This window comes from Mesorhizobium sp. WSM4832, from assembly GCF_055811115.1.
On the sequence record NZ_JBVVQH010000070.1, the window covers coordinates 1 to 346 of the forward strand.

Consider the following 346-nt stretch of genomic DNA (forward strand, 5'->3'; position numbering starts at 1 on the left):
CGCAGAGGGCAGATCTAGAAGCAAACTTCTTCGTCGCCAGCGGCGCGCCGCCCTCGTTGGTGGGGCGTATATAGTCGCCACCTCGTCGAACTGTCAACAGCCAGGATCGCTCTTTTTTCGATTTCTCGTGGAGATATCCACGAAGGGAAAAATGGTAAGCTGGCTTCGTTGAATTTTGGCCGGCGATCCGTTGCCAGCCATTCCGGCGATAGCAGCCACAACCGTTCCGCCGGGCGGATGCGTTCAACCCAGAAATCGCCCGCAGCACTTAAAGCGTGTCGCGCTGAAACGGATTCAGGCGACACGCTTTAAGTTTTTGTTTTTATGCATGTCGTTGTCCCAGAAC

The 346-nt window shown here is 54.9% G+C and carries 1 pseudogene; it reads right to left on the reverse strand.

Going from position 1 to position 346, the window contains the following annotated elements:
* Window positions 1–247 (reverse strand): annotated as a pseudogene (locus AC0L2L_RS33390) (hypothetical protein); the annotation flags it as partial.
* Window positions 248–346: the final 99 nt, after the last annotated feature.